This window comes from Enterococcus sp. 9D6_DIV0238 (assembly GCF_002174455.2).
GTDB lineage: Bacteria > Bacillota > Bacilli > Lactobacillales > Enterococcaceae > Enterococcus_L > Enterococcus_L dunnyi.
Map to the genome: position 1 here is coordinate 907,135 of NZ_CP147246.1, position 18,239 is coordinate 925,373.

General features: G+C 37.8%; 19 protein-coding genes. 1 reads left to right on the forward strand and 18 read right to left on the reverse strand.

Annotated elements, in window-relative coordinates:
* From A5889_RS04260 to hprK, 5 genes are all read right to left on the reverse strand, one after another.
* On the reverse strand, positions 1-441 hold the full coding sequence (locus A5889_RS04260) for a DUF948 domain-containing protein (RefSeq protein WP_087641304.1): 441 nt from the start codon (positions 439-441) through the stop codon (positions 1-3).
* Positions 442-637: 196 nt separating this feature from the next.
* Positions 638-1,534 (reverse strand): UTP--glucose-1-phosphate uridylyltransferase GalU, encoded by an 897-nt coding sequence (gene galU / locus A5889_RS04265; protein WP_087641303.1) that lies wholly within the window; start codon positions 1,532-1,534, stop codon positions 638-640.
* Positions 1,535-1,551: 17 nt separating this feature from the next.
* The gene (locus A5889_RS04270) at positions 1,552-2,568 is read right to left on the reverse strand and encodes an NAD(P)H-dependent glycerol-3-phosphate dehydrogenase (RefSeq protein ID WP_087641302.1); all 1,017 of its coding nucleotides are present in this window, start codon (positions 2,566-2,568) and stop codon (positions 1,552-1,554) included.
* Positions 2,569-2,704: 136 nt separating this feature from the next.
* The gene (gene lgt / locus A5889_RS04275; RefSeq protein WP_087641301.1) at positions 2,705-3,535 is read right to left on the reverse strand and encodes a prolipoprotein diacylglyceryl transferase; all 831 of its coding nucleotides are present in this window, start codon (positions 3,533-3,535) and stop codon (positions 2,705-2,707) included.
* A 163-nt stretch (positions 3,536-3,698) separates the two neighbouring features.
* Positions 3,699-4,637, reverse strand: coding sequence for an HPr(Ser) kinase/phosphatase (gene hprK, locus A5889_RS04280; protein WP_087641300.1), 939 nt, complete (start codon positions 4,635-4,637; stop codon positions 3,699-3,701).
* Positions 4,638-4,834: 197 nt separating this feature from the next.
* On the opposite strand from hprK, the gene A5889_RS04285 reads away from it, so the two are divergent.
* Positions 4,835-5,803: a GIY-YIG nuclease family protein gene (locus A5889_RS04285; protein WP_087641299.1), complete on the forward strand. Its 969-nt coding sequence runs from the start codon at positions 4,835-4,837 to the stop codon at positions 5,801-5,803.
* Between the two features lie 34 nt (positions 5,804-5,837).
* On the opposite strand, the gene A5889_RS04290 is transcribed toward A5889_RS04285, so the two are convergent.
* From A5889_RS04290 to pstC, 13 genes are all read right to left on the reverse strand, one after another.
* On the reverse strand, positions 5,838-6,203 hold the full coding sequence (locus A5889_RS04290; protein ID WP_087641298.1) for a phage holin family protein: 366 nt from the start codon (positions 6,201-6,203) through the stop codon (positions 5,838-5,840).
* Entirely contained in the window at positions 6,203-6,526 is a 324-nt protein-coding gene (locus tag A5889_RS04295) for a PspC domain-containing protein (protein WP_087641297.1), read from the reverse strand. Before A5889_RS04295 ends, A5889_RS04290 begins: the two co-directional genes overlap by 1 nt.
* Before the next feature lie 167 nt (positions 6,527-6,693).
* A complete protein-coding gene (liaX, locus tag A5889_RS04300; protein ID WP_087641296.1) occupies positions 6,694-8,292 on the reverse strand; it encodes a daptomycin-sensing surface protein LiaX in 1,599 nt (532 codons plus the stop codon).
* Between the two features lie 273 nt (positions 8,293-8,565).
* The gene (locus A5889_RS04305) at positions 8,566-9,867 is read right to left on the reverse strand and encodes a pyrimidine-nucleoside phosphorylase (protein ID WP_087641295.1); all 1,302 of its coding nucleotides are present in this window, start codon (positions 9,865-9,867) and stop codon (positions 8,566-8,568) included.
* Between the two features lie 36 nt (positions 9,868-9,903).
* Positions 9,904-10,575: a deoxyribose-phosphate aldolase gene (deoC, locus tag A5889_RS04310; protein WP_087641294.1), complete on the reverse strand. Its 672-nt coding sequence runs from the start codon at positions 10,573-10,575 to the stop codon at positions 9,904-9,906.
* Positions 10,576-10,677: 102 nt separating this feature from the next.
* Positions 10,678-11,616 carry a sugar-binding transcriptional regulator gene (locus tag A5889_RS04315; protein ID WP_087641557.1) on the reverse strand — a complete coding sequence of 313 codons (939 nt, stop codon included), beginning with the start codon at positions 11,614-11,616 and terminating at the stop codon, positions 10,678-10,680.
* Between the two features lie 67 nt (positions 11,617-11,683).
* Positions 11,684-12,445, reverse strand: a complete 762-nt coding sequence (locus A5889_RS04320) for a tyrosine-protein phosphatase (RefSeq protein ID WP_087641293.1) — start codon at positions 12,443-12,445, stop codon at positions 11,684-11,686.
* Positions 12,446-12,460: 15 nt separating this feature from the next.
* Complete coding sequence (gene uhpT, locus A5889_RS04325) at positions 12,461-13,840, reverse strand: hexose-6-phosphate:phosphate antiporter (RefSeq protein WP_087641292.1); 1,380 nt, start codon at positions 13,838-13,840, stop codon at positions 12,461-12,463.
* Positions 13,841-14,044: 204 nt separating this feature from the next.
* Entirely contained in the window at positions 14,045-14,716 is a 672-nt protein-coding gene (gene phoU, locus A5889_RS04330; RefSeq protein ID WP_087641291.1) for a phosphate signaling complex protein PhoU, read from the reverse strand.
* A gap of 16 nt (positions 14,717-14,732) precedes the next feature.
* A complete protein-coding gene (gene pstB / locus A5889_RS04335; RefSeq protein WP_069661845.1) occupies positions 14,733-15,491 on the reverse strand; it encodes a phosphate ABC transporter ATP-binding protein PstB in 759 nt (252 codons plus the stop codon).
* A 10-nt stretch (positions 15,492-15,501) separates the two neighbouring features.
* Positions 15,502-16,302, reverse strand: a complete 801-nt coding sequence (gene pstB / locus A5889_RS04340; RefSeq protein WP_087641290.1) for a phosphate ABC transporter ATP-binding protein PstB — start codon at positions 16,300-16,302, stop codon at positions 15,502-15,504.
* 16 nt (positions 16,303-16,318) lie between these two features.
* Positions 16,319-17,203, reverse strand: a complete 885-nt coding sequence (pstA, locus tag A5889_RS04345) for a phosphate ABC transporter permease PstA (RefSeq protein WP_087641289.1) — start codon at positions 17,201-17,203, stop codon at positions 16,319-16,321.
* Complete coding sequence (pstC, locus tag A5889_RS04350; protein WP_087641288.1) at positions 17,203-18,123, reverse strand: phosphate ABC transporter permease subunit PstC; 921 nt, start codon at positions 18,121-18,123, stop codon at positions 17,203-17,205. Before pstC ends, pstA begins: the two co-directional genes overlap by 1 nt.
* Between the last annotated feature and the right edge of the window lie 116 nt (positions 18,124-18,239).

The following is an 18,239-nucleotide window of genomic DNA, read 5'->3' on the forward strand; positions in this document are numbered from 1 at the left end:
TTATTTTGTTGGTTCAATTTTTGTTTTCTTTTTCGGGCGAAATGCTTTGAATGCCGCTCCGCCTACTTTACTTACTACGCCAGCTTTCGCCGTTGTTTTACCTACGGAGCCTACTTTCCCCAGTAAATTTCTACTAGAGTAATTCAAATCAGATACACTTTCACTCAATTCTGCCACTGCTGCAAATAATGGATCGATCGTTGCAACTTTCTTGTTGACATCTTCGATCAGCTCATTACTTTTTACTAAAAGCCCCTCTACTTGCCTAGATAAAATATCCACATCTTTCGTCACGATTTCGATTGTTTTATTCGCTTCATCAACTGTTGTTGAAACCTTTTCTACAGTTTTTCCGATTTTTATCAGTACTAAAATAATAAAGACCACTAATACAGCAAATGCTACTGCTGCGATAACTGCTGCTACCTCTCCACCTGTCATATTTCTGCTCCTCTCTGCAATTGTTATACACTTTTAGAATAACATCAACTAGCATTTTTCTCAAATTATTCAGTTGCTTTACTTCTTCAATTATAACAATTTAACCTAAAACTCTCTATCTTCCTTTGTGATTTTTCGTAAAATAATAAAAAAGACAGAACAATTGTCCTGTCTTTCATCATAATATTAATTTACTCTATTTCTTTTTTGATGCTTGTTCTTTCGAAAGCTCTTCACCTAGCTCAATAATATAATTACGAAGATTATCCTTCACTTCTGGGTGAACTAGACCATACTCGATACTAGTTTTCATAAAACCAAATTTATCTCCCACATCATAACGTTTTCCTGTGAATTCACGTGCGAATACACGCTGTGTTTTATTTAACGTATCGATTGCATCTGTTAGTTGAATTTCTCCACCTGCGCCAGGTTCTTGCGTTTCAAGAACATGGAAAATCTCTGGTGTTAGTAAGTAACGTCCAATAATCGCTAAATCACTCGGCGCTTCTTCTGGCGTTGGTTTTTCAACGAAGCTGTTAACGTTATATAAACCACTTGAAACTTCTGCTTCCGGATTGATAATGCCATATTTTGATGTTTCTTCATGAGGCACTTTCATCACTGCTATCGTTGATGCATGAGTCGAATCATAATCGTTCATCAATTGCTTAGATAGAGGAATCTTATCTTCCATAATATCATCGCCCAACATGACAACAAATGGTTCATTTCCAACAAAAGCCTTTGCCTGTAATACGGCATGACCTAATCCTTTTGGATGAGATTGACGAATAAAATGAAGATTGACATCCGTCGTTTCTTCTACTAATTTTAATAATTCTGTTTTATTTTTCTCACGAAGATTACTCTCTAATTCAAAGTTTGCATCAAAGTGGTCCTCGATTGGACGTTTTGCCTTGCCTGTAACGATCAAGATATCTTCGATACCAGAAGCCAATGCTTCTTCCACAATAAATTGAATCGTTGGTTTATCAACGATTGGCAGCATCTCTTTTGCCATAGCTTTGGTCGCTGGTAAAAACCTTGTACCCAGGCCAGCTGCCGGGATAACCGCTTTTCTTACTTTCATTTTATCTTTCCTCCTATTTATACAGAAAACTCATTTTCTGTTTTACCATCACGCAACATAATCTCTTTTGCTGCTTGTTTCACGTCTTTACCTTCATAAAGCACACTATAAATGGCCGCTGTTATCGGCATTTCAACATTTAATTGTTGTGACAGTTCATAAGCCGCTTTCGTTGTCGAAACGCCTTCAACGATCATGCCCATGTTTTCAAGAACTTCATCTAAACTATGGCCTTTTCCAAGTAGGTTTCCTGCTCGCCAGTTACGAGAGTGAACACTTGTACATGTCACGATCAAATCACCTACACCGCTCAAGCCGATAAACGTCAACGGGTTCGCTCCCATCGCCACACCCAAACGGCTGATTTCTGCCAAACCACGAGTCATGATCGCAGCTTTTGCATTATCACCAAAACCTAAGCCATGGATCGCTCCCGCTCCTAAAGCAATGATATTCTTTAGTGCAGCACCTGTTTCGACACCGATCACATCATCATTTGTATAAATTCTAAAATAGTCGTTCATGAATAATTGCTGAACATAGCAAGCTTGTTCTAAATCTTCACATGCAGCAGTAATTGTCGTGATATCGTGTACAGCAACTTCTTCTGCATGACTTGGTCCAGATAAAACAACAACACCACGGCGCTTTTCAGCTGGTATCTCTTCCATCAATACCTCTGAAATTCGTTTATGGCTGCCTTGCTCCAATCCTTTACTAGCATGAATGATCAATGGTTGATTTTTACATTTAGCTGTAAATTCCTGTGCAACAGAGCGAATTGCTTTAGTTGGAACCACGAATAAAACAGCATCTACGTTGTCGATACATTCTTCCAATGATAGCGTTCCTTGAATAGATTCTGGGATCACTAGATCTGGAAGATAGTGTTGATTGGTATGATGCCTATTGATTTCATCAATTTGTGCTTTATTATTGCCCCAAATGCGAACCTCATGGCCATCCTCTGCTAAAACTTGTGCCAATGCTGTTCCCCATGAACCGGGACCTAAGACAGCAACTTTTTGTTTCATTGGTGAAAATCTCCTTTACAGAAAAGCCGAACTAAATTTCATCAGCTTTTATTTATAATAACTTACTAAATTTACTACTTTTATTACTTTCATACCCAATCTATATTTTACCATAGCACAGCCATAATAGGCAGTTCTATTCTGCTTTTTTTATCGTTCCTTTTTCTCTGTCATAAAACTTGATCGCACCTTTTTTACGACGGAAAATCATTAAACCGATCGCACCGAAAAACAGCACAAGTGACACTAATTGGGAAACTCTGATACTGCCAAATGCATATAGACTATCTGTCCGCATCCCTTCAATAAAGAAGCGACCGAATGAATACCAGATGATGTATCCTAAAAATACTTCTCCTTCTTTCAAGAAATTTTTCTTTCTTCTCAAAAGAACTAGAACAATAAAACCTAAAACATTCCAAACAGACTCATACAAGAATGTCGGCTGATGATAGGTGCCGTCAATATTCATATTGTCGATGATAAATTTAGGCAAATGCAGTCCTTCCAAAAAGCTGCGTGTTGTTGCTGGGCCATATGCTTCATGATTCATGAAATTTCCCCAACGTCCGATAGCCTGAGCTAAAATCACACTAGGTGCTGCGATATCCAAAAATGTCCATGTTGAGATGAACCGATGTCTTGCAAAGAAGAATAACGCCAGACCTCCTCCGATCAAGCCACCGTAAATTGCTAAACCACCATTTCTAGTCAAAATGATTTCTATTGGATTATCTATATAATCCTGCCATTGAAAAATAACATAGTACAAACGAGCACCGACAATTGCACTCGGTAAGCCCCACAACATAAAATCGATCACATCATCTTCTTTTAAACCGACACTAACTGCTTCTCTACTACTTAGCCAAACAGCTAGTACTATTCCTGATACAATAATGATTGCATACCAGTAAACTGCTATTCCAAAAAGATTGAATGCAACTGGATTTACCTGACCTAACATTTGGCTGCCTCCTTAAAATAAAAGCTGAACAGGCTGGTCAGCTCTGACTGAAAAATAGGAAAATAAGTTTGTGACGCTCTTTGACACACACTTAGTTTATCTTTTTTCCGAAGAGCTGGCCTGTGAAGCTAATCTATTTCTAAAATCCGAATATTTTTATCCGTTAAACGTTTCCTGAATTTTCTTCAATCAAACGTGTCAATCGTTCTTCAAATGCTTTTGTCGCATCATATCCCATTGTTTTCGCACGGAAATTCATCGCAGCTACTTCAATGATGATCGCAACATTTCGACCTGTTTTTACAGGGATACGAATCTGCGGTACATCTACATTAGCAATCTCGATCATTGCATCATCTGAACCTAAGCGATCATATTTTTTATCCTTCTCCCACGCTTCAAGATACACGACCAGTTGAACCTGCATAAAGCCACGAACAGCACTGGCACCGAATAAGTTCATTACATCAATGATCCCAATGCCGCGGATCTCGATCAGATGCTGCAGTATTTTTGGCGGCTCACCGATTACTGTCAGCTCATCCTGCTGATAAACGTCGACCCGATCATCTGCGATCAAGCGATGACCTCGTTTAATCAATTCTAAGGCCGTTTCGCTCTTACCAATACCGCTATCGCCTTGGATCAATACACCTAAACCATACACATCGACTAATACACCATGGATGCTGCTTCTCACAGCCAAGCGCCCATCCAGATAGCTGGAAATCTCGCCTAATAATCGTGAAGTTGAGATCGGTGAACGTAATACAGCTAATCCTTTTTCTTTCGCTGCCTGCACCATTTCCTCCGGAGCTTCTAATCCTCTGGAAATAATGAATGCCGGTGTATCTTTCTCACATAAACGACGCATGACCATTAAGCGTTCTTCCGGTATCATCCGCTCAGCAAAGGTGATTTCTTTACTGCCGAATAACTGTAAGCGATTATGGGGATAATAATTAAAATAACCAGTCAATTCTAAACCAGGACGTGAAATATCTCCTGTTGTGATCTCTCTATTTAAACTTTCTTCATCGCCATAAACGACTTCTAAAGAAAGCTTTTCTACCAGTTGATGAATTTTTACAACTTCTTCCATATTCGTCATCCCTTCTTGTTCTCTACTCGTTTCATTTTATCATTTCAAGCAGGAAGTTACTAGCCATTAACAAGATTGTCCCTATTTGTTTTAGACCATAAAGCAGCTTAGATCTACTCATTGACTATCAACGATTAATTTGTATACTTAACTTGTATACCATCCATCAGCCAAAAAAATATGGGATGTGAGCCAGTATGAACGATACTTTGAAGAATCAGGCAAAGGAATTGCCGCTTACGCCTGGTGTTTATTTAATGCAGGATAAACATGGAGACATCATCTATGTTGGTAAAGCAAAAAAATTACGCGAACGAGTCAGCAGTTACTTTATCAAAAATAAACAGCATTCTAAAAAAACATTGCGGATGATCCAACAATTGACAAGTTTTTATACGATCGATGTTCCAACTGAACTTGATGCTCTCTTATTAGAATGCGAACTGATCCAAACCCATCGCCCCATTTATAACCGTCAGATGAACACATTCGAAAAATATAAATATTTTGAGATCAATATAGACGATAAGGAAATCAAACTCAATATCTTACCTGCTCCAACAGAAAAAAATTGCTTTGGTCCTTTCTCTATCCACAGAAAGCTTGATCAGGTGAAACAAATTTTAGAAGAACTATACGGATTAAATAAAAATAATTACTGGCATCAAACTTTTTCGGATCAGTCTACGATTACTTTAGATAGAGACGTGATCATTAAAGAGCTATTTGAAGCCTTTACTTTGAACGGCGAACAACCACAAAAGAGACTGGAAACAAACATGCTTTTAGCTTCTGAAAATTTCTCATTTGAACGCGCTGGAAAACTGCATGAAGAATGGCAGTTTCTTACTCGCTTTTTCAACCAAAATAAAAAGCTGATCCTTGCCAGCCAAACAGACTGGCAGCTGCTTTGGCTGCCTTATGATTCAAAAATAAAATATTATTTAATCTATCAAGGTTTGGTCATCAATAGTCGGATTTATACAAAACAAACTTTTCATAAATATACTGCGGCAGAACTAGCTCAAAAAATACTGCCTAAATCAAAACCGACACACTTCAAACGATTTTCAAAAGCCCAAGTCGATTTTATCAATATTTTATATAGCTACATCAATCAGCACGAAGAGTGCCGAATCGTTGATTTGGATGACCCATTTATATAAAAAAGGATAAAACCAAACGAAAGTCGTCTGAGTTTTATCCTTTTCTACTATATTTATCTAAGTTGCGTTCACTAACGATTGCATTGACTAATGACATGATTACCGCCATTAAAATCGCTGCACCAAAACTTGAAAAACCAAAGTTCATTTCTCCTACAAAAGAAGAGGTCATTTTTAACATCGCTGCATTTACAACAAAACTGAATAACCCAAAGGTGAGCAGTGTAAATGGCAATGATAAAATCGTCAGAACTGGTTTTACGAGCATATTCAAAACAGAAAGTACGAATGCGGCTACGATTGCCATACCAATGCTTCTTACAAAAATCATATTAGGAAACATCACTGAGAGTGACACAAAGGTCAACGTGTTAACAACTAAACGTTGAAAATATGTCATTAGAAGTCACTCCAGTCATCATCATCCACTTTTTCAGCATTTTTTCTTGGTTTTTGTCCGTTTGCATATGGATTTGGATTACGAGTATTACGATTATAAGGGTTTTGATGCCCATATCCGCCTTGATTATTGCGTCTTCCAGAAGGAAGTAAGACAGCTAATGCAATATAAAGTAAAAAGCCAGGGAATCCTGCTGAGAATATCGCAAGAATCACATAAATCACACGAACGATCGTTGGATCTACACCGATCCATTCTGCAATCCCCGCCAAGCTTCCTGTTAATACTACGTTATTAGAAGATTTCGTCAATGGTCTTTTCATTATTTTCACCTCTCATCTTTATGATTTTACAATAGAATGGATGAAGAATCATCCTTTTTTTCTTTTTATTTGAATAATGGTCGAGAAGCAGCTAAGTTCTTTTGGCTTATCATCTCAACCATTACCCAAACCTATAGATTACTCACACTGGTCAATGATTCTACTATTTATTTATCTGTGTCTTTTAAATAAATATTTCCTGTTGTTGTAGAAGCATTGATTTGTGCCATATTTTCATCGTTTAAGCGTCTGAATTGTAACAATTGATTGGTTCTTTCTTTTTTCTCACGAATAACGTCATATTCACTTAATCGGCTATTGATGCTGCCTAAGCTTGTTTTGACCGTTCCTTCGATACCGAGTTCTTTTGGTAAAGCAATTTTTACGTTTCCGTTGACAGAACTTGCTTCAACTTTTCTTAATGTGTTTTCTTTTGCAGTAATGCGCACATCTCCGTTGATCAATGAAACACCCACCGTTTGCGGAGTTGCAGCAATTGTTACTGTTCCGTTAACTGTTTCGATGATATTGTCTAGGATTTCTCCATCTAAGACCTTGATATCTCCGTTTACCCCTTCGATTTCAAGCATTGTCGCATCAATTTTGTTGAATGTGATCGAGCCATTTGTTGATTTGGCATAAACATCTTTTGCTTTTAACGATTCAACAAGAACGTTCCCGTTCAATAATTTGATCGATACGTGATCAAAGGTGCGTTCTGGTAAATAGAAAACTAAGTCTGCACGAACACGTTTATTCGGGATTTGGAAGGAAATCACTTCATCATCTACATCGATTTGGCTTCTTTCTAGGAATGCTTCTAATGGTGTTTCTGCATCCATTTTGCCATATAATTTGATTTTTCCTTCTACTTTGACATCTGGTTGATCCCAAGTTTTGAAAACGATATTTCCATTAGCTACTTTGACATCGATCAAGCTTGCAAGTGGTGATGGATAATTGAATTCATGTTCAAATTTTGTCGTTGCGACACCTGGAACTTTGAAGCTCACGTCTTTCCATTCCACGTTGTCATTCATCGTTTCACTAAAAGAAGTGAATGTCTTTTTAAGAAATGATCCTAATTGGGAGCCTGCTTCACTCATTTTTTCGCCAACTTGATTGATCGTGTCAGTGGCTTGCTCTTTCCAATCATCCGGAATATCAAATTTAGAAGCAACACGGTCTTTCGTTTCTGACCATTGTTCTTTGCGAATATTCTTTAATTCTGCTTCTAGTCTAATTTTTTCTTGGTTTCTTTCATCTAATGAATCTTCAAGTTCTTTGATCTCAGTTTCTAATGACGTTCTTAATTCTAAATCTTCATTTGTTAATTCGCTAAGCTCTTCCTTGGTATTCAATTCCATCAATTTTTCTTGCGCTTCTTTGATTTCCTCTTTCACACCAGCGATTTCAGCGTTGATTTCGTCTAATTCTACAGAAGCACGATTGGCTTCTGTTGCAAGATCATCAAGAATTTTTTCTAAACGTTCACGATCTTCCGCTTCTTTTGCTTCTACATCTTCATCTGAAACTTCAGGTTCGATGCTTTCTTCTGCATTTTGTTCCAACTTATCTACTAAATCTACGACTTTATCATTTTCTTTTGAATCGACAGTTGCACCAGTTACGTTTACTTGATCGGCAGCTTTTTTGATTTGTTTCTCATCTTTTTCAGTTGCCATATTTTCTAATAAGACTAAAGCTTCTTCAGAAGACAGGATGCCTTTTTTAACTAAGTCTAATACTCTTTCTCTTTCTTTCATGGAAATTGCCTCCTTAGCAAATTTTTCACCCAAGGGTGTTTTCCTTATGTACCTATTATGCCCTCTTTTTAATTATTTGTCATAGGACTTAAGAATGAATTTTCGATAGTCCTCAAGTGCAACCATTTCTTTCTATTATTTATACGTGCCTTACTTATAAGTATATTATAGGTAGAAATTGACCGATAGGCATAAAAGAAAGCCTGGATCAATGTTGTATTGATTCAGGCTTTCTTTTTATAAACATGCGCGTTTTATTTGATCTCCTATAGACTAGGAATGGATCTCTCTATAAATCAATTTACTTTCTGGAATGTCATTACCGATGCGGATATTTTCTTTGATCATCATTTCAACATCCGTGACCTCTTTTTGATTGGCGAAAATAGTAACTAAAGATTCTCCTCTTTTAACTGGATCTCCTACTTTTTTACGTAAAACCAATCCAACAGCCAAATCAATATCATCCTCTTTTGTTTCTCTTCCAGCACCTAGTTTCATTGCTGCAACTCCAATATTGTCCGCCACGATTTCAGAAACAAAACCTTCTGTATCAGAGAGAACTTCTATTTTGTACTCCGCTTGCGGTAATAACTCTGGATTTTCGATCCAATTAGGATCTCCGCCTTGGTTTTTAATGAATTGTTTGAATTTAGTAAGTGCTGAGCCATCTTCGATGACTCCTTTCAGCATTTCTCTTGCTTCTGCTAAGGAATCTGTTTTGCCGGCAAGCACGACCATCTGACTACCTAAGGTCAATACTAATTCTGTTAAATCCTCTGGGCCATGGCCTTCAAGCGTATCAATCGCTTCTTTAACTTCTAGTGAATTGCCGATCGCATTGCCTAAAGGTTGTGACATATCTGAAATGATCGCCATTGTATTTCGTCCAACGAGATTCCCGATACGAACCATTGCTGAGGCAAGTTCTGCCGCTTCTTCTTCTGTCTTCATGAAAGCACCTGCGCCAGTCTTTACATCCAAAACGATTGCATCTGCTCCTGCAGCGATTTTTTTACTCATGATTGAACTGGCGATCAAAGGGATCGAACTAACTGTTGCTGTAACATCTCTTAGAGCATATAGCTTTTTGTCTGCCGGTGTCAGATTTCCAGATTGTCCGATCACAGAAATCTTATCACGATTGACCATTTCGGTAAATTCTTCATCAGTCAATTCCACATGAAAACCAGTGAAGGCTTCTAATTTGTCGATCGTACCACCTGTATGTCCCAGCCCGCGACCTGACATTTTAGCAAAAGGAATATCTAAAGCAGCGACTAATGGTGCTAAGACCAAAGTTGTTGTGTCGCCAACACCACCAGTGGAATGCTTATCTACTTTGATTCCATCAATATTTGATAAATCGATCACATCACCTGAAGCGACCATCGCCAAGGTCAAATTGGCCCGTTCTTCGTCTGACATGTCCTGGAAATAGATTGCCATCAGAAAAGCACTTGCCTGATAATCAGGAATCGTACCATTCGTATAGCCATTAACAAAAAACTCGATTTCTTGCTTACTCAGTTCTTTGCCATTTCTTTTCTTTTCAATAATATCTACCATTCTCATAGTTGGCTGCCTCACTTTCGTATTTATTTTCTTATCTTAATATCCGTCTGTTGTATTTTCGCTTGTTGCATCAACGATTGCAACACTGGAGCTAGCACCGATTCTTGACGCGCCAGCATGGATCATAGCTTTTGTATCTTCAGCTGTTCTAACTCCGCCGGAAGCTTTGACCCCGATATCAGGTCCTACAGTTTTACGCATTAAGGCAATATCTTTTACTGTTGCTCCGCCTGTTGAAAAACCAGTAGAAGTCTTGACAAAATCAGCGCCTGCTTGAACTGCCAAGTTCGAAGCAGTAACGATTTCTCTATCAGTCAAAAGGCATGTTTCTAAGATAACTTTAACAAGTGCTCTTCCTTTAGCTGCTTCAACAACACCTTGAATATCTTTCAAAACTGTCTCTTCATCACCTGATTTCAATGCACCTACATTGATCACCATATCAACTTCTGTTGCGCCGTTTTCGATTGCATCCTCTGTTTCAAAAGCTTTGACACTAGTCGTATTCGCACCCAATGGAAATCCAATCACTGTACATACTTCAACTGATGTTCCAGCTAATTCTTTACTTGCTAACGCCACCCAATATGGATTAACACAGACAGAAGCAAATTCATATTTCTTTGCTTCTTCAATAATAGTAAGTAAGGCTGCTTCATTTGCCTCAGGTTTCAATAATGTGTGGTCGATCATTTTGTTTACGTTCATCGTCTTCTCCTTTTTAGAAATTCCGTTCTAATATAGCGAAATTTCGTTCATGCATAAAATTTATAAAAGAGTAGAAAAAATACTTCTACTCAACTATCTTACTTAATAATTCAATAATTTCAGAGCTGTGAATTTATCGATCAAAAGGACATTTGCATATCCGCCAACTAATGCCCCATGGATCGCTTTGACTTTTCGATCACCGCCAGCAATCAAAATAGATTTTTCCTTTTTCTTCAGCTCTTCAAGTTCGATACCGATCGTTCTGCTATTGATCTCTTCATCGCTGATCTTACCATTTTCATCAAAAAATCTAGAGCAAATATCTCCTACAGCATTTTCCTTCAACGCTTTTTCTTCAGATTCAGTAAAGTAGCCTAAACGAAAATGAAGTGATTCACTTTGAACTGTTCCAACTGTAAATACAGCAATATTCGCCTGCTTTCCTAAGTTGATGACCTTACTGATGTGTCGATCTTCGACAACTAAATCTTTCGCGATCTTACTATCTAAAATAACTGGTAAAGGAAAGGTCTTCGCTTTGGTATTCAGCTTTTCTGCAAATAATGTCAATGTCTCAAATGCATAGTTATTGACATCAAAATAGGCGATACCACCTTTTAATTGGACAACCTCAACACCTTTGATATCTAAATGATTCATCTTAGATACTGTCTTATGCATCGTTGTTCCCCAACTGATGCCAATAATATCTCCACTTTTGATGATTCCTTCCAGATACTCTGCAGCATAAGAAGTTAAATATTCAGAAATAGAGTTATATTCTGGATCTGGAGAGAATGCGACCTGAACATCAGTTAGAAGATACTTCTCTTTTAGTTTTTGTTCGATCTCAAATAAGTCTGAAAAAGGATCAAAAATCGTGATTTGAACATATCCTTTTTCCTTCGCGTAATTCAATAGCCTTGAAATCGTGGGACGCGATACATTCAATTTTTCTGCAATCTCCTGCTGACTGAGCGAAGATTGATAGTAAAGCCTTGCAACTTCGATACTTAGCTGTTGTTTTTCTTTATCCATACCCATTGTCCGTTCTTTTTTATTTGTTTTATTATATCAAGAACAAACTGGGAAAACAAATACCTACTTAATCTGTCAAATACATCGCTCTTAATTCATTTAATTTTTCCTGATCGATATTTAGACATTCTGCCGCATATTTTTCAGCTGTACCAAAGTTTTTCTCAATCAAATTGAATGCGTGATCCAGATATTCTTCTTTGACATACAGCGCTGTTGCTAGCGATGCCAACTGTTCTTCGTCAAAGCCTTGTTCTCTAAACTGTTGGATCAGCTGATCATTTGCTTGCTTTCTTTCTGTGTTGGTGATCAGAAAGTCTTTGTAGATCTCTTCTTTTTCTACATCTAAAAGTAATAATAATAATGCAGAGGCATATCCTGTCCGATCTTTACCGGCAAAACAATGAAAAATCGTTGCTCCTGTTTTATTCTCTAAAATATAGTCCATAAATTCGGTAAAGCCTTCCTGCGCTCCTGGGTTTAAAATCAAATCTTCGTAAACCCCTAACATATGCTGATCAACAGCGGCGATCGATTTCAATTTAGCAAAATCTGCCAAGCTCGAACTTTTAGCGTTCATTTTACCTAATAAATCTAAATTGATATACTCAACATCTTCGATCGGTGTATCTGGCGACTCACTGATTTCAAAATCTCGTCTGAAATCGATGATCCTTGTCAAATTGAACGTATCAATAAGTAAGTCTTGTGTTGCTTGATCTAAATTCACCAGATGGCCTGAACGCAATAATTTTCTTGGTTTTACTTTTTTCCCGTTTTTATTTATGATACCGCCTAAATCTCTAAAATTTGTGATTTGTACATTCATTCATTTATTCCACCTTTATACGTTTACTTGTTTTCTTTTTCTTTCTTCTGCAAATGCAACGATCCCTAAAAGAACTGCGATGATCACGATTGAAATGTAAAATATGATAAACGTATCATTCCAGCCATGCAGAACATGTCCAAAGAAGTTCACTCCATTTTTGGATGGATCCGAGATCTTAGCCAATAAAATTTTTGCCATCGAATCACCAAACAAGTAGGCAAATGCGCCAAGCAATCCGCCAGATACAACTGTCGCCTTTTTAGGTACGAAGCCCAACATCGAAAGATTGATCAACAACTGTGGCCCAAAGATCATCATACCTAGAATAAATAATGCACTATTGATCACTACTTCTGTCGTACCGATCTGATATGCAATGATTCCGATCGGTAACAAAATAGTACTGATCGTTGCAACTAAAGCAGGTCTACCTTTTAATAAATCTGAGATATAGCCCCAGCCAAGACAGCCGATCAAAGCACCCATTTCAAAGTAGAAAATAGTTTGAGCTGCAGCTTCTTGAGAAAAATTCAGATGCTCTGTTACATATAGTGGTGCCCAGTTATCGATACCAATACGAACAATATAAACAAATACATTAGCCACACACAGCACCCAAATGTATGGATTCGTTAAAAGATATTTCTTGAAAATCTGCCATTTCGTTAAGTTCTCAGCATCTACATTCGCTTCTTCCACTGGTTCACCAAAGATTTCTTCGCTTGAATTCCAGCCAAGATCTTCTGGTCTGTTTTTACCGATAAAGAATGTTACGATCGCAATGACTGCTGCAACTAATGCTGGAATGATAAACATACCTGCGACCTGACCCTTAAAAAAGGTTTGGGCACACCATACAGCAAAAATCCCTGCAAAACCGCCACCAATATTATGTGAAGCATTCCATAAGCCAATGTATCTGCCACGATTGCTTCTAGTTGTCCATTGCGTGATGACAGAAGCACAACTTGGTCCGCCTACACACTGGAAAAGTCCGTTCAACGACCACAAAACAACGATCCAGCCCATTGGGACATTATTCATTGTAAAAAGAATTCCCATACATAAAACGGTGATCGATGATAATAGCAGCAATATAGATAAGATTTTCTTTGTATTTTTTCCATCGACGATATAACCAACGATAAATTTACCAAAACCATAAACGATGGAAAAGACAAAACCAATATAACCTAGATCTGTTGTAGTCAGCCCTAACTGACTTTTTAATAACGGCTGTGCTGCTTTAAAATTATTTCGGATCATATACATCGTAATGTAAATGACAACAACGACCAAAAACGGTTTCATAAATTCTTTGAACCATTGTTTTCTTTGTTCAGTCAAGGTCAACTGAGCTTGTTTACTAACAACTTTACTCGTTTCTTCCAAATTATCTCACCTCGAAAAAATTGATTATAATGGTTAGCGCTTTCCAATATAATTGTATCATACACGACGAAAGAACAAATGTAAACACTTGTTGAAATTTTGTTCAAGTTATTTTTTTAGTAAAAAAGTATCTCAACTATGTCATTTTAGCTGAGATACTTTTGTTTTTATTCAAATAAATTTTTTTCTGCTATTTATCATAACTTATTCATCGTGATTGCTATTTAGCTCAGTGATTTTACCAGTCGCCAGATAAACGATCCATTCACAAATGTTTGTTACATAATCACCGATACGTTCTAAATAAGTCGCTACATGAAGATAATCCGTTCCACTCACTACTGTTTCCGGATTAGACTGCATTGCTTCAATACAGTGGCTGTAGATACTATCAAAATATTCATTTACTCGAGTATCCATTTTGGCGATCATTCGAGCATCTTTTTGATCTGTTTTCACGTATGCGATCAACACATTATCGACCATTTTTTTAACGTAATCGGACATGTCTGAGATTTCTTTTTCGATTTCAGGAATACGCGTTTCCCCTTTTAGACGAATCGTTGACTTGGCGATAGACACCGCATGATCTGCCATTCTTTCAAGGTCAGAGCTGGCTTTCATGACCGTGATGATCATTCTCAAGTCTGTAGTTACTGGTTGTTGTAACGCGATCATTTCAAAACTTTTCTTTTCAAGCTTTACTTCCATATCATTGATTTCAACATCATAATCGATGACTTCATTAGCGATTTTTTTATCATGGTTGATGTAAGAACGTACCGATTTATGTACAACATTACTCACCATCATTCCCATTTCATAAAACTGATTATGCAGATTTAATAATTCTTCTTCAAACTGACTACGCAACATGTGGTTTCCTCCTTTTTTATCCAAATTTCCCAGAAATATAGTCTTCTGTTTGTTGTTCCTTTGGATTTAAGAATATTTTCTTTGTGTCATTAAATTCTATCAATTCCCCTTGTAAAAAGAAAGCAGTTTTATCAGAAATTCGAGAAGCTTGTGACATATTGTGTGTCACCATGATCATCGTATATTTCTCTTTTAAGGTCAACAGCATATTTTCGATCTTCCCGCTTGAGACAGGATCGAGCGCACTCGTCGGTTCATCCAATAAAATAATTTCCGGATCTACCGCTAAAACGCGAGCAATACAAACCCGTTGCTGCTGTCCACCAGATAAGGACAACGCACTTTTATGCAGTTTATCTTTCACATCGTCCCATACTGCAGCGGCTTTTAAACTGGTTTCAACCGCTTCATCCAATACCTGCTTATCCTTTTCACCTTTTAAACGCAGCCCGTAAATAACATTCTCATAAACCGAAAATGGAAAAGGATTCGGCTGTTGGAAGACCATCCCGATTTCTTTACGTAAATCAACCGTATCTGTCTTTGGTCCATAAATATCTTTTCCTTTATAAACCACGCTTCCTGTGATCGTCACACCTGGAATCAAATCATTCATTCGGTTCAATGAACGAAGATACGTCGATTTACCACAGCCGGAAGGACCGATCATTGCAGTGATTTCACCCTGATTGATACTTAGATCGATCCCTTTGAGTGCTTCTTTTTTACCATAATATAGATGTAGATCCTTTGATGAAATAATCTCTTTTGTCATCTTGTTCCTCCTAACCAAAATGTCCAGAAACATAATCTTCTGTGGCTTGAATTTTTGGTCGTGTAAAGATTTTTCTGGTTTCATCGTACTCGATCACTTTACCAAGATAGAAAAAGGCAGTGTAATCACTGATACGGGCAGCCTGTTGCATATTATGTGTCACGATAATAATCGTATAGTCATCTTTCAAATTGACTAAGGTTTCTTCAACTTTACCAGTTGAGATCGGGTCTAAAGCACTTGCCGGCTCATCCAGCAATAAAATATCCGGTTTCATCGCGATTGCTCTGGCAATACACAAACGCTGCTGTTGTCCGCCGGATAATGCCAATGCACTCTTATCAAGATTATCTTTGACTTGATCCCAAAGAGCGGCCTGCTTTAAACTGGTTTCAACAATTTCGTCCAATTTTTTCTTATTTTTTTCACCGTGCTGTTTTAAGGCAAATGTGATATTTTCATAAATCGATTTACTGAATGGATTTGGTCGTTGAAATACCATACCGATCCGTTTACGCATTTCATAGACATCCACTTCTTTGGTATTGACATTTACACCTTTGTACATAATGTTTCCTGTTACTCTTGTATTAGCGATCCCGTCATTCATTCGATTCAACGAACGCAGGTAAGTTGATTTTCCGCAACCGGAAGGTCCGATAAGTGCAGTGATTTTATTTTTTTCAAAGGCTAAGTCGACACCTTTGATCGCTTCATTATCTCCATACCAGACATGTAGGTCATCTGTATGTAAAGCGACCGGCTCCGGCACCTTGATAATATTGGTTTCATTCAAATTATATTCTTTCATTCTGATTCCCCTAACCTTAGGCTGATGTCATTTTCTTATACAATCTGTTTCCAATAAAACGAGCTCCGAAGTTGAATAATAAAACAACTAAAATCAAGACTGCAGAAGCTCCAGCAGAAACAGCCGCACCATCAGGCATTGTTCCTTCTGTGTTGATTTTCCAAATATGAACAGCTAGCGTTTCAGCTTGTCGGAAAATACTGATTGGGCTAGATACGCTTAATGGGTTCCAGTTTGTGAAATCAAGTGCTGGTGCACTTTGACCCGCTGTATAGATCAATGCTGCCGCTTCACCAAAAATTCTTCCAGAGCTTAAGATCACTCCAGTCAAAATCCCAGGCAAAGCCTCTGGAACAACCACCTTAGTGACTGTTTCCCAACGAGATAGACCTAAAGACAACCCCGCCTCACGCTGTGTATAGTGTACGGCTTTTAATGATTCTTCAACGTTTCTAGTTAAGAGCGGTAAATTAAAGAATGTTAGAGCTAAGGCGCCTGAAATAATTGAAAATCCATACCCCATTTGCACAACAAAAATCAAGAAACCGAATAAACCAACTACAACTGAAGGTAATGAACTTAAGATTTCAATAGATGTCCGAATGACATCTGTTACCCAGTTTTTCTTAGCATACTCGGACAAATAGATGCCTGCGCCTAAAGAAATCGGAAAGCTGATCAACATTGTGATCAATAATAAATAAAGAGAGTTAAAAAGCTGGATACCAATACCCCCGCCAGCCTGATAGGCTTTAGAAGGTTTTGTCAGAAAATCCCACGAGATATGAGGAATTCCTCGGACTAAAATATACAGGAGCAGCGCTGCCAAAATCAAAACGATCACGCCTGAAATAAAATACAGGACACCTGTTGCAAATTTATCTGCTTTTTTTGCATTCATTATTTCAAGGCTCCTTTCCTACCAATGATTCGGATAATAATATTGAAGAACAATGACATCAGTAATAAGATCAATGCTAATGACCATAAGACATTATTTTCGACTGTGCCCATGATCGTATTTCCAATCCCCATTGTTAAGATACTTGTCAAAGTTGATGCTGGTGTCGTTAAACTTGATGGCATGATAGCCGCATTTCCGATGACCATTTGAATTGCCAGTGCTTCACCAAATGCACGTGCCATCCCAAAAACAACAGCGGTCAAAATCCCAGGCACAGCAGCACGTAACACAACTTTATAAATCGTTTGCCAACGTGTGGCACCTAGAGCTAGTGAAGCTTCACGATAATGACGCGGTACTGATTTCAATGCATCGACCGTCATTGTTGTAACTGTTGGTAGAATCATAACAAAAAGTACAAACGTTCCAGCCAAAATCCCGAAGCCGGTCCCACCAAAAATTGAACGAATAAACGGTACGATCACTGACAGTCCAATAAAACCATAGACAACTGAGGGAATCCCAACTAATAATTCAATTACAGGCTGTAAAATTTTCGAACCTTTTTTAGGAGAAATTTCTGTCATGAAAACCGCTGCTCCAATTGCAAACGGCGTCGCAATGATTGCAGACAAAAATGTAACGATAAATGATCCCGTGATCATTGGCAAGGCGCCAACCATTGGCTTTCCATCTGTTCCTGTCTCACTAGGATTCCAATTCTTTCCAAATAGAAAGTCTGAAACACCGATTTTATTTGTAAAGAAGGTTGCCAAGCCTTTACTCGCCACAAAATAAAAGATCGATAATACTACTAAAACAATCAAAGCGATGCAAAGGAAGCTAATGAACTTTCCTCGTTGTTCCATCTTGGCACGTTTTGATTTAGTTAACAATTTTTTCTGCACATCTTCCAAGAAAATTCCTCCTTATTTTAAAAGCGTGATGAGCTTGGCCCACTCTTACAGGAAACTAGATAAAATCAAATGCGTCACTTTTATCTTTTTCCTAAAGACCATCCTTCATAGCTAAA

What these genes read in the sequence shown, in the direction of transcription:
- A5889_RS04260 (WP_087641304.1), bottom strand. Translation starts at nt 441, where the DNA reads ATGACAGGTGGAGAGGTAGCAGCAGTTATCGCAGCAGTAGCATTTGCT.
- galU (WP_087641303.1), bottom strand. Translation starts at nt 1,534, where the DNA reads ATGAAAGTAAGAAAAGCGGTTATCCCGGCAGCTGGCCTGGGTACAAGG.
- A5889_RS04270 (WP_087641302.1), bottom strand. Translation starts at nt 2,568, where the DNA reads ATGAAACAAAAAGTTGCTGTCTTAGGTCCCGGTTCATGGGGAACAGCA.
- lgt (WP_087641301.1), bottom strand. Translation starts at nt 3,535, where the DNA reads ATGTTAGGTCAGGTAAATCCAGTTGCATTCAATCTTTTTGGAATAGCA.
- hprK (WP_087641300.1), bottom strand. Translation starts at nt 4,637, where the DNA reads ATGGAAGAAGTTGTAAAAATTCATCAACTGGTAGAAAAGCTTTCTTTA.
- A5889_RS04285 (WP_087641299.1), top strand. Translation starts at nt 4,835, where the DNA reads ATGAACGATACTTTGAAGAATCAGGCAAAGGAATTGCCGCTTACGCCT.
- A5889_RS04290 (WP_087641298.1), bottom strand. Translation starts at nt 6,203, where the DNA reads ATGACATATTTTCAACGTTTAGTTGTTAACACGTTGACCTTTGTGTCA.
- A5889_RS04295 (WP_087641297.1), bottom strand. Translation starts at nt 6,526, where the DNA reads ATGAAAAGACCATTGACGAAATCTTCTAATAACGTAGTATTAACAGGA.
- liaX (WP_087641296.1), bottom strand. Translation starts at nt 8,292, where the DNA reads ATGAAAGAAAGAGAAAGAGTATTAGACTTAGTTAAAAAAGGCATCCTG.
- A5889_RS04305 (WP_087641295.1), bottom strand. Translation starts at nt 9,867, where the DNA reads ATGAGAATGGTAGATATTATTGAAAAGAAAAGAAATGGCAAAGAACTG.
- deoC (WP_087641294.1), bottom strand. Translation starts at nt 10,575, where the DNA reads ATGAACGTAAACAAAATGATCGACCACACATTATTGAAACCTGAGGCA.
- A5889_RS04315 (WP_087641557.1), bottom strand. Translation starts at nt 11,616, where the DNA reads ATGGATAAAGAAAAACAACAGCTAAGTATCGAAGTTGCAAGGCTTTAC.
- A5889_RS04320 (WP_087641293.1), bottom strand. Translation starts at nt 12,445, where the DNA reads ATGAATGTACAAATCACAAATTTTAGAGATTTAGGCGGTATCATAAAT.
- phoU (WP_087641291.1), bottom strand. Translation starts at nt 14,716, where the DNA reads ATGTTGCGTAGTCAGTTTGAAGAAGAATTATTAAATCTGCATAATCAG.
- pstB (WP_069661845.1), bottom strand. Translation starts at nt 15,491, where the DNA reads ATGACAAAAGAGATTATTTCATCAAAGGATCTACATCTATATTATGGT.
- pstB (WP_087641290.1), bottom strand. Translation starts at nt 16,302, where the DNA reads ATGAAAGAATATAATTTGAATGAAACCAATATTATCAAGGTGCCGGAG.
- pstA (WP_087641289.1), bottom strand. Translation starts at nt 17,203, where the DNA reads ATGAATGCAAAAAAAGCAGATAAATTTGCAACAGGTGTCCTGTATTTT.